This window comes from Amycolatopsis melonis, from assembly GCF_040064235.1.
Taxonomy (GTDB): Bacteria; Actinomycetota; Actinomycetes; order Mycobacteriales; family Pseudonocardiaceae; genus Amycolatopsis; species Amycolatopsis melonis.
The window spans coordinates 598842-609090 of sequence record NZ_JBDZYD010000005.1 but is presented as its reverse complement, the minus strand read 5'-3'; the positions used below and the strand labels follow the sequence as shown (position 1 = coordinate 609090).

The window sequence follows — 10249 nt, the reverse complement described above, 5'->3', positions numbered from 1 at the left end:
GGGGCGGTCAGCCTGCCTGGGAGATGCAGCCTTCCTTGCGGGAGATGCAGCCTTCCTTGGCGGACGGCTGGGAGTTCGCCTCGACCCACTTGGCCCACACGTCGTCGCGGGCGATCTTCTCGGCCAGCTTCTGCATGGTTGCTCCTCCGATCACTGGGGGAAGATTCCCGTCCGTACCGCGGGTGCGGTCTTTTCGGACGGGTTCGACAGCGAAGTTACCAGAGGATGCCCGTTATGTCCGGTATGCGAGGATTTTCACGCGGATTGCGGAATGTCCTCGACGATTTCCTCGAACCCGGCGTGCTCGTCAGATCGGTGGATGTGGTGCGGGGGCGGCAAAGCTAGCGTCCGGAGCGATCAACCGGTCACCCGAGACGAGGACGAGGATGAACAGGATCGAGAAGGCCGCCGGGCTTCAGGACGGCAGCATCGAGCGGTTGCAGGTCGAGCTTCCCATGACCCCGGTCAGCTGCGCCGCGGCGGCGGCGAACGTCGCGACGCACGTCGGTGCGGCGGCGTTCGGGCGGGCGGCCGGGTGGGCCGTCGGGTTCATCGCGGCGACGGCCGCGGCGTACGGCGCCGGGGTTGCGGCCGGGTACGTCGAGACGGGGTTCCCGGACATCTCGCGGAATATCCAACGGAATAGCCCCTGAACAGTGCAAATGTGGTTTGTCAGGAGCGTTCGCGTCGGCGCCGGGCGGCGCGGATCTCGTCGTCGGCGACTTTGTCGGCGAGCAGGGTGTAGATCTGAGTGGATTCGGTGCTGGCGTGCCCGAGCCGTCGGCGAACGACTTCGATAGAGACGCCGGAGTTGATGAGTTCGGTGGCGTGGGCGTGGCGCAGCTGGTGGATGTCGATGTCGATCCCGGCGGCGGTGCAGTAGCCGTTCCAGCGGTGGTGGGCCGCGTCGTAGGACAGCGGGCCGCCGGAGCCGTTGATGCTGGCGCGGAACATCGGCCCGGAGGTGTATCCGGCGCGGGCGAGGTAGAGCTTGACCAGCGCGACGTAGCCGCGGTCGTCGAGCAGCACGGTGCGGACGGTGCCGCCTTTGCCGTGGATCTGGACGTGCTCGTCGTCGGGGCGCAGGTCGAAGTCTTCGACGTAGAGGCCGCACACCTCGGCCGCGCGGGCGCCGCAGACGTAGGCGGTCTCGAACAGCACCCGGTCACGCAACCGGTCGAGCGGGATGTCCTTGCGCGGCCGGCGGGAGCAGATGGTCCCGAGCACCGCCTGCACGTCTTTCGCCGCGGCCGGGCGGGGCAGCGTCTTGGGCACCTTGATGGTGTCGATGCGATCCATCGGGTTCGCATCGAGTTCCTCGTGCCGCACCGCCCATTTGCAGAACGACGCGACCGCGGCCCGTTTGCGCTTGCGGGTCGACGGCGCGAGCGCGGCGATGTCGGACAGGTACGCCCGGACCGGCTTCGCGGTCAGCTCGGCGAGCTCGCCGTCAAAGTGCGCCGCGAACTGGATGAGGTCGCCGCGGTAGGCGCGGATGGTGTGCTTGGAGGCGTTGGTGTTGGCCAGGTCGGCGAGGAAGTCGTCGATGTGCCGCGCCAGCGGGTGGGTTCCCAGGCCGAGTCCGGTCGCGGCGGCCGCCTCGGGTGTCACGATTCGGGTGGCAGGGTGCCCCCGGTGCCGGGGCTGAGCTGCAGGCCGTCCCGGTAGGCCTGGCGAGCGGCCTCGACCAGGGACGCGGCCGTGGCGTCCTGGCCCGCGGCTGCCTTCTCCGCGAGCCACCAGATCATGCCGTACATCTCTTCAATGGCTTGGTAGGCATCGGGGAGATGATCGATCATTCCCGCGAAGTACTCGGGGACAAGAAGCTGCCCGTCGTCGGCGACGACGTGGTTGTAGGAACCAGCCACCGTGGGTCCGCCTTTCTCGACTGTTGCACGCCGGATGCCGCGAGTTGCCAGATAACCAGGACACGAACCGTGGGCGTCCGAGGTCGTTCGTCCAGCTCGCTCGGCTCGCGGCAGGGTCATCTTGCCAGATAACGAAGGTTATCCCGCAACCACTCTCAGTGGTACATTCGTCACGGGCACCGCGCGGGCCCTTCTCCGAGCCGACCGATCCCCACGTGATCGCCCGGCGCCGAGGACAAGCTGGCCTTCGGATCTCAAGCGCACGAATGAGAATCCCGCGATCGGACGCACATCTGCCGACGAGCCTCGCGGGGTGACGTGGGCTCCCCGCCGGAGGACCAGATGGGCAACCACAGCGTTCGCGACCGCCGCGCCGAGATCCGCGCGTATATGGCCGAGCACCAGGTCAACTACACCACCGCCAAGCGCGCGGTCGAACTGCGGATCAGCCAGCAGCCGCCTGTGCTCATTCCGATCACGAGCACGTGGTGCGATCCGGGCTGTGACGGCAGCCCGCACCCCGGGGCGACCTGTCGAACCTGGTACCCGTTCCTGCACAGCCGCCCGGTCGGGGCCTTCGACGTGTGCCAAGCCGCCGCCCTGCCCGGCGACCGGGTCAGGAGCCTGTGCCACCGGTTCACGGACGGACGCCAGTTCGGCGCCGGTGGCATTGCGCCGACATGGTTGCTGGCACTGATCTACGCGATGCTGCTGGACGAGCAGCCGGAACTGGCACCCGATCCCAGGCGACTGCGCGACGCGGTGAACGCCGGCGACCTGTCGGCCGTCGACATGCTCATGCAACCGCTGGATCGGGCCGCGGTCGACCTGGTGCACCCGGACACGGACCGCTGGTGGAACGCGACGCACCCGAGGTTGACCGCGTTCGCAGCACGGGTTCTGGACGACCCGGCCACGCAGGAGGACACGCAGCCCTGGGACGTTACCGTGCTCGAACACCGCAACCGCGTGACAACGTTGGCGCAGCGTTGGGAGCAGGCGCAGAAGGAACGCAGGAACTGGCATGGCTATCTGGAGCGGGAGGCGCTCGTATGGAACATGCTGAAGGATCCGCTGGACGCCGTCCTTCTCGCTCAGGCCGGTGGCCACGCACGAGACACGCCGGTCGATGTCGACGGCCGCCGAATGCGGATCATCCTGCCGATCTGGGGCCCTGCCGGGCCACCGGTCGCCTACGACGTGAAGCCGGTCGACGCGCCGGTCCACAACTTCGATCTTGAGCGCTGCGACGCGGCGTCCTGCCGGGGCGACGCCGCACACGCGGCAGAGTAGCCAGGAGCACCGGCAAGGTCCGCTCCGGCAACGGTGCGCCTGGCACCGAACAGCGACGCTGCGATCCCCGAGGAGTCCGGGCGGCTCACCGCCGTGATCGATGAGCCGCCCGGACTTCGTGCCCAGCTCTGCCTTGTTCAGTCCAGTACCGGGATCATCGCATCCGGTGCGCGCAATGGCCGCAAACCTTGGCGGGCTAGGACTTTCTCGATGGGGAAGGTGTAGGTGCCGTACTGGTTGACGTGTTCCATCAGCGCGGGACTCAGGTGCGCGAGTACCTCCGGCGGGACGGGGCCGTGAGCGCGGACGTACTCGGCGAGGGCGAGTTCGAGGTAGACGGTGTTCCAGGTGATGATCGCGTTGACCACGAGGCTCAGGCACAGCGCCTGGTCGGTCTGCTGGTCGAGGTGCCGGCGCCGCACCGAGCCCTCGTGGGCGAAGAACAGGTCGCGGCGCAGGCTGTGCAGGGATTCGCCTTTGTTGAGCTGGCGGGTGATGCGGCGCCGGTAGGCCTCGTCGGCGAGGTACCGCAGGGAGTAGAGGGTGCGCTGGATCGCGCCGTACTCGACGAGCGCCTGCGCGACGGCCGAGCGACGCGACGCGGCGTGCAGCTTGCCGACCACCAGGGACGCGGTGGCGTGCCCGTACTTCAGCGATGCCGCGACGCGCAGCATCTCGTTCCACTGCTCGCCGATCAGCTTCGTGTCGATCGTGCCGGTCAGCAGCTTCCCGGCGTTTGGGAACCGGCCCAGCAGGTCGCGTTTGGACCCGAGCCGGTGCAGCGTGATTCCGCCCAGGTCCCGGATCCGCGGCGAGAGCACCAGACCGGTGAGCTTGAACAGGGAGAACACCGTCAGCGTCTGCCCGGCGGTGTCGGTGGCGTGCTCGGAGATCGGCAGGGTCGTGGCGTTGCCGAGGATCTCGTCCAGGACGTGGACCGCTTCCCTGTCGGACACCGGGATGATCTTCGTGCCGTAGGTGGAGTGCTGGTCGGAGACGTGGGTGTACTGGCTGATGCCTTCGTCGACGAAATACCTGCTCAGGGCTCGGGCGGTCAGCGACTTGCCCTTCATCGGGAACCGCTGCCCGTCGGAGGAGGACATCGTGCCGCCGCCCCAGGCCTGCGCCATCGGCAGCGTGTGGTGGTGGTTGACCACCGCGGCGTTGGCCTCGCGCAGCGTCTCCTCCCGCAGGTACCACTGCCCGGTCCAGGCCAGGATGTCGTAGGTCAGCCCGCAGGCCTCGGCCATCGCGGTGGTGCCGAAGTTGCAGGCCTGCGCCAGGATCGCGGCGTAGAGCTGCTGGCGCAGCCGGTTGTCCCGCGCGGTCTTGCCCGAGGCGTGCACGAGCTTGTCGGAGAACCCGGTCCAGCGGTCGACCTCGATGAGCAGCTCGGTGATCGGGATCCGCGGCAGCAGCTCGACCAGCCCGAGTTTGACCTGCTCGACCTGGTCGGGCAGCTGTTCCGCGGTCAGCCGGTTGATCGAGAGCTGCCCCTGCTCGGAGAGCCGGACCGGGCCTTCGCCGGAGGCGAGCAGCGGTTCGACAGCCAGCAGCGCGGTCTCCAGCTGCTGCTCGGCCTCCTCGAGCGCGTGCTCGGCGGACGGCGCGGCGCCGACCAGCGCGCAGTACTCGACTTTCGACACCGCCCACTTCTCGGCCGGCATGAGGAACGCGACCGGATTGGCGTACCGGCGCGAGCCCGGTACCCAGACGTCTCCGGAGCGGAGGCCATCGCGCAGTCCGAGCAGGGTGCACAGCTCCCAGAAATGCCGGTACCGCACCGGATCCGCGTCCGCGCGGGCCCTGGCGAGGTAGCCCTGCCATCGCGACGGCACGAACGAACACGGCGCGCGGTCAGGCACGTTCCGGGTGCCTTTCGCGTACAGCCCGCGCAGGATCTCCACCGCCGCGAGCAGCGGTTTGGCGTCGATGCTGCCCGCGAACTCCAGGTGGCGGATCACCAGCGGGGCGAACTGGCGCAGGTAGGTGAACGAGTCCTCCACTGTGTCCAGGTGCCCGTGGTCTTGATACGGCCGGTCCTTCGGATTCCGGCGTGCCGAGCGCATCCGCTCCAACCCAACCCGGTCCCGCAGCAACCCGCCGACCTGATCGGCCGGGATCGCCGTGTCGGTCGCGATGGCGAGGATCTCCTCCAGCAGCTCCAGCTTGTCCACCGACTCGCGGCCGCGGGCGGCGAGCTTCTCCTTCACCTTGGTCTTCGCCCGGTTCTCGATCCCGGACAAGGCCTGGTCGAACATCTGCACCAGCTCGTCGAGCACCTCGACGTAGCACTCGACCACCGTCGACAGCAGGATCGGGTACTTGCTTTCCGCCCGGCGCCCGCGCAGCGCCTGGTTGCGCAGCCGTCGCCCGAGCCCTGCCAGCCGCCGCCGTCGCGCTTCCGGGATCACCGAGAGGTTCACCGCGTCGATGTCCAGGCCACGCAGGAACAGCACCTTGTCCACCTCGGCGCGGATCGCCGAAGGCGAGTAGCTGGTCGCGCCGCGATGCAGCCACGTCAGCCGCGACACCGGCATCTCCGGCTCCACCTCAAGCACGCCGTCCAGATCGGTGATCCGGCGTTCGGTCAGCAACGGCTCGATCCGGGCGAACACCTCCCGCTCGGCGACCTCGCGGGCAGAAGCGATCTCCTCCATCAGCGACACCACGCCCGGCCGCACGATCCGTACGTCCCGCGAGGCCAGATGTTCGGTCGCCAGCCGGAACAGCACGCTCGGCACGTCGTGCTCGATCGCGCGGTCGACCAGGAACTCCCGCAGCGTCTTCCACCCGGCCCGGTCGTCGTCCTCGGCGGCGTGCCAGCCCAGACGCTGAGCAACCAGCCGGAGATGATCCGACCGGGTCTGCTCCCGGCGCCCGTAGTGCACCAGCGCACCGGCCTCCACGCCAAGCTGGGTTGCGACCCGCGCGACCGCCGGCGGCGGCGCGGCACGCACATCGGAAGGGACGAAACCCAGCCACGGCAACGTGGCCAGCTGCAACCCCAGCCCCAGCTTGTTCGGAGCGCCGCGAGTGGTGCGGTGCACCCACTCGACATCTTCGACGGCGAGCTGGAAGTACTGCACCAGCTCGTCGCGCCCCACCTCGGCGGGCCAAGACTCCAGTTCGCGGATCTCGCTCGCGGAGAAGAACTGCGTCGCCACCAGCCACCGCCAACCCGTGCACCCAACTCGACGCCGAGATCATCTCGGGCAGCAGCTCACCGTCAGCGCTCGGGGTGTCGTCCGTACTGGTCAGGGGCTATTCCGTTGGATATTCCGCGAGATGTCCGGGAACCCCATCTCGCTAGCGCTGGAGTTCGACCGGGGAATCAGCGCGCGGTGGTAGCCTCCCTCGATGGGCACTGCAAGCAGGTTGGCCGACCGCAGTTTGGATCACCGCATCGCCGATGTGGTGGCTCAACTCAAAGCGAACGACAACCTTCGTCGTCTCGACCTTGCGCGTTTCCACGTCGAATCCGCGGCGGAGCAGATCGAGCGTGCCGATTCGATGGATGAGGACGACCGCCTCGGCAGCATGACCCCTGCCGAAGCCAAGCAGTGGGCGCAGGATGAGCACGTGATGTGGACCTGGATGCGCAACCGGTTGGTCCGGATCGCGGTCGAGGCGGGAGAGTCCTTGGACCTGGTCATCCGGATCAGCGGCCTTGACGCCGGCGAGGTCCAGACGATCATCGCTGAAGCGGAGCACTAGCCGCCCGCAGCGATCCCGGCATGGGCCGCTTTGCGAAGATCTTGGCGTGGTGTCGCATGCCGAATGCCCCCGGGAGTTCGGGCGGGGGGTGGCGGCCGGCTGGGGGTGATGCAGGCTGGATCAGCCAGAGGCCGAATTGCCCGTGAGACCCCATCCCATATTTTCGTCACCGTGACAAAACGAGCCGGTGTGATGGGACGTTCGCTCGGCAGCCTCGTCACGCCATGATGTACCGATAACATCCATTGACGGAACATCACCGACCGGCCAACAGCAGCCGCTCCGAGAGGCGGGGGATGCGCCGGATTGTCGGTGGCAGGTGGTAGATGTTGCTCACTGATCAGTGGGCGTCGCCGCGTGCTTCGCCCGGGACCGAGGGCGGTCGGTTCGGATGGTGGAGGCGACGGGCTCGTTGGTGCTCGCCGACGTGCGACCCGGGTGGGAAGGTCTCGGCGATCAGCTGGCGGCGGCGACCGAGGAGTGGCTAGAGCGGTTGATCGCGAAGTCGAGACCCACCGCCCGCGGGTACGCCAGGGACCTCGGTTACCGGATTCCGGTCGACCACCCGGAGAAGGGACCGGCCCGTTCGCCGCTGCTCGGTGGGCTGAACTGGTGGGCCTGGCTTCGCTCGCGCGGTCTGGATCCCTTGGCAGTACCCGAAATCGAGGTGATCCGCTGGCTGGCCGCGCTCAATGATGCGGGCTACGCGACGGCCACGCAGGCGCGCGCACTGTGCGCATTGCGGTCCTGGTACCAGTTCCTCGCGGACAAGGGCTTGGTCGAGAAGTCCCCGGCGGACCGCGTATCCGCTGCAGCACAAGGCATTAGGCCGCCGGAGGACTCGCCGACGATCTCGTTGACCTCGGCGCAGGCGGTGGCGATGATCGAGGCGGCCGACCGTTTGCAGGGCCCGATGCGGCTGCGCCACGCTGCGACGGTGGCGTTGTTGCTGATCACCGGGGTTCGGATCGGAGAACTCTGTGGGCTGGCCGTCCCGGACCTCGGCAACCGCCAGGGCGTCCGGAAGCTGCGTGTCCGGGGCAAGGGTGGCAAGTACCGGTCGTTGGAGCTGGACGACATCGCGGGGGACCGGCTGTCGGCGTACCTGGACAGCCGCCCGGACCTGAAGGTCATCGTCCGGCGCGGGCAGGCCGGCGGGCGCACTCGGATTCCGTTGCTGATGACCAGGACTGGCAAGTCGATCACGCCGCACGAGGTGTTCCGGCTGCTCCGCCGTGTGGCTGCGCTTGCGGGGCTCCCGGCGGAGGTGGTCGAGCGGATGACGCCGCACGTCACTCGGCACACGACGGCCCAGCTGGCGCTGCAGTCCGGGGCCAACATCGAGGAGATCCGGCTGCTTTTGGGCCACGCGTCGGTCCGGACGACGCAGCGGTACCTGCACGCTTCGGGGGAGCAGGTTCCGCTCGGCGTCGGCGAGGTTCTCGCCTCGCAGTTTGCGGCGAACGCCACCGGCTCCGCTGCGTGATCCGGGCCGCATCATGCGGCCCGGTCGAACAGCGTCGGATCTCGGGGTACTGGTGCGGGCCCGTGGAGCCATGTTCGGTCGCGCATTCCCAAGTGGACAGTCAGGGGCGCGGCCGTCAGCGCCAGGACGTCCTCCGGGATGTCCTGGCCGGTTCGCGCCCGCGCGGCGGCCTGGGCGAGGGTGTCTCGACGGCCCAACCAGTCGAACCATCGCTTCCGCTCGTCGGGGGCTAGTCGTCCGAGGAATGCCCTGCGCTGCTTACGTTTCTGCTCCTGGACGTCGTCGGGCAGGGCCTCCCAGCGGGTACGTTGAGCCCAGAGGCTCCGGGCGGTTTTCGCCGCCGGGTGCTGGCTGGTGGACCAGCGTTCTCCAGTCTGGCGGGTGGCTTCTTCTAGGGTGCAGCGGAGTTGCCAGCGGGTCCGTTCGCGGACGTGGTGCAGGCGCATCCGTTGGGGGTTGGCATGGCCGTAGGAGCGGGGGGTGGGGGTGTACCACCTAGTGGTCTCGTTTTGCGGAAGTGCCTGTTCAGCGCGGGGGCCGAGGATGTAGCGGTGGCAGTCGTCGGCTCCGCCTCCGTACTTCTCGGCGACGGCGATGATGCCGTGTTCGGTGAGATCCGCCTTCACCTGGATTGTGACCCCTTTGGACACACAGGCCTGCTCGGCCAGCGTGCGGACGTCGATGCTGCCGTCCCGGCTGACCAGGGCGACGGCGAGGGCGTCGATCACGGCTCGGATGCTTTTTTGCCGCTGTGGCCGGAATTTCGCGATGAGGTCGGCGGCTGCCTCGTGCATGGCGATGCGGGTGCGTTCGAGGGCGGCGGCCTGCTCGGCGGGGTCTCGTTGCGGTTCCTGTGGGTCGGCGGTGAGCCGACGGGTACGGGGGTGCGTCGCGTCGGCGGCGCGTTCGACGGCGGGCAGCCAGTATCGTTCCCGCCAGCCGTCACGGCCGAGGGTGCGGGCGCGGGCGGCGCTGGCCTCGCGGGCCAGTTCCCAGGCGGCGGCTTCGTCGAGGCCGCGTTCAGCGGCGATCTCGGTGACGGCCCGGAACCACATGTACCGGCGGAAGTCGTCTTGTCCGCGTTCGATGACCTTGCAGTCGCCGAGGATGGCCCACGTCTGGGTGAAGTTGAGGCCACGGCGGATCGCGGCGCAGGTGCGGCCGTATTCGCGCTCGGATGCGGAGTGCTGGCCGGGTTCGCTGCTGCGCGGGGTCGGGCGGTGGGCGGTCCGTTTTGGCGTCTTGGTGCGGCCGGAGGCGGCCGCGGGGACGTCGTCGGGGGTGAGGGTGCCGTCGAGGACGGGGGCCGGGTGGCCGTGCCGGTGCGGGGCGGTGAGCAGGCGGAGGGTCCGGGGCACGCGGAGCTGGACGGCGACACCGTGATGCTTGGCGACGTCGCCGACGTAGTCGGCGAACGCGTCGAGCAGGTCGGCTGGCATGCGTGCGATGACGTGGTGGCCGCCGGGGCGGCCGGAGGCTCGCCGGAGGTAGGGCAGGCCGTAGCCGGTCAGCCAGTCGCGCAGGTCCTCGGACGCGGCTTCACCGGCTTCGGCGGGCGCGCCGGTGTCGGCCGGGTCGATATCGACGACTTCGATGCCGGGGCGGGCGGTGCCGACGATCGACACGGCGAGATCGTGTTGGTGCAGTGCAGCGCGCGCGTCGTCGGCGGTGGTGGCGGTGGCCACCTTGTTGTTGTCCTGGTCGATGACGATGTAGGGCGCGTCGAATAGGGCCTGGTCAAGGGCCTGTAGGTGCTCGGCGGTGGGCGCACTCGCGCCGGGCGTTGCCCGCGGGTTTTGCGACACGCGGGCGTGTTTTGCGTCAGACGTGTTGCCTGAGCCAGGGTGTGCGCTACCCTGAGGGCAGCGTTCCACCGCTGGACCTC

At 68.9% G+C, this 10249-nt stretch carries 9 protein-coding genes; 3 read left to right on the top strand and 6 right to left on the bottom strand.

All coding sequences use genetic code 11. The features are described from left to right. Positions 1-7: 7 nt before the first annotated feature. From ABJI51_RS16910 to ABJI51_RS16895, 4 genes are all read right to left on the bottom strand, one after another. The gene (locus ABJI51_RS16910) at positions 8-136 is read right to left on the bottom strand and encodes a hypothetical protein (RefSeq protein WP_348949769.1); all 129 of its coding nucleotides are present in this window, start codon (positions 134-136) and stop codon (positions 8-10) included. Between the two features lie 279 nt (positions 137-415). After that, positions 416-622 carry a hypothetical protein gene (locus ABJI51_RS16905; RefSeq protein ID WP_348949770.1) on the bottom strand — a complete coding sequence of 69 codons (207 nt, stop codon included), beginning with the start codon at positions 620-622 and terminating at the stop codon, positions 416-418. 50 nt (positions 623-672) lie between these two features. Further along, positions 673-1611 carry a tyrosine-type recombinase/integrase gene (locus ABJI51_RS16900; protein WP_348951848.1) on the bottom strand — a complete coding sequence of 313 codons (939 nt, stop codon included), beginning with the start codon at positions 1609-1611 and terminating at the stop codon, positions 673-675. Further along, entirely contained in the window at positions 1608-1868 is a 261-nt protein-coding gene (locus tag ABJI51_RS16895) for a hypothetical protein (protein ID WP_348951846.1), read from the bottom strand. The genes ABJI51_RS16900 and ABJI51_RS16895 overlap by 4 nt, the downstream gene beginning before the upstream one ends. A gap of 342 nt (positions 1869-2210) precedes the next feature. On the opposite strand from ABJI51_RS16895, the gene ABJI51_RS16890 reads away from it, so the two are divergent. After that, positions 2211-3161 (top strand): hypothetical protein, encoded by a 951-nt coding sequence (locus ABJI51_RS16890; RefSeq protein WP_348951844.1) that lies wholly within the window; start codon positions 2211-2213, stop codon positions 3159-3161. Positions 3162-3298: 137 nt separating this feature from the next. Here the strand turns inward: ABJI51_RS16890 and ABJI51_RS16885 are convergent, their stop codons facing one another. Next, positions 3299-6328, bottom strand: coding sequence for a Tn3 family transposase (locus ABJI51_RS16885; protein ID WP_348951842.1), 3030 nt, complete (start codon positions 6326-6328; stop codon positions 3299-3301). Positions 6329-6521: 193 nt separating this feature from the next. Between ABJI51_RS16885 and ABJI51_RS16880 the strand changes: the two genes are divergently transcribed. Then, a complete protein-coding gene (locus ABJI51_RS16880) occupies positions 6522-6878 on the top strand; it encodes a hypothetical protein (RefSeq protein WP_348951840.1) in 357 nt (118 codons plus the stop codon). A 391-nt stretch (positions 6879-7269) separates the two neighbouring features. Next, on the top strand, positions 7270-8364 hold the full coding sequence (locus ABJI51_RS16875; RefSeq protein WP_348951838.1) for a tyrosine-type recombinase/integrase: 1095 nt from the start codon (positions 7270-7272) through the stop codon (positions 8362-8364). Between the two features lie 11 nt (positions 8365-8375). Here ABJI51_RS16875 and ABJI51_RS16870 read toward each other — a convergent pair whose 3' ends face one another. Continuing rightward, entirely contained in the window at positions 8376-10169 is a 1794-nt protein-coding gene (locus ABJI51_RS16870) for a hypothetical protein (protein WP_348951836.1), read from the bottom strand. Positions 10170-10249: the final 80 nt, after the last annotated feature.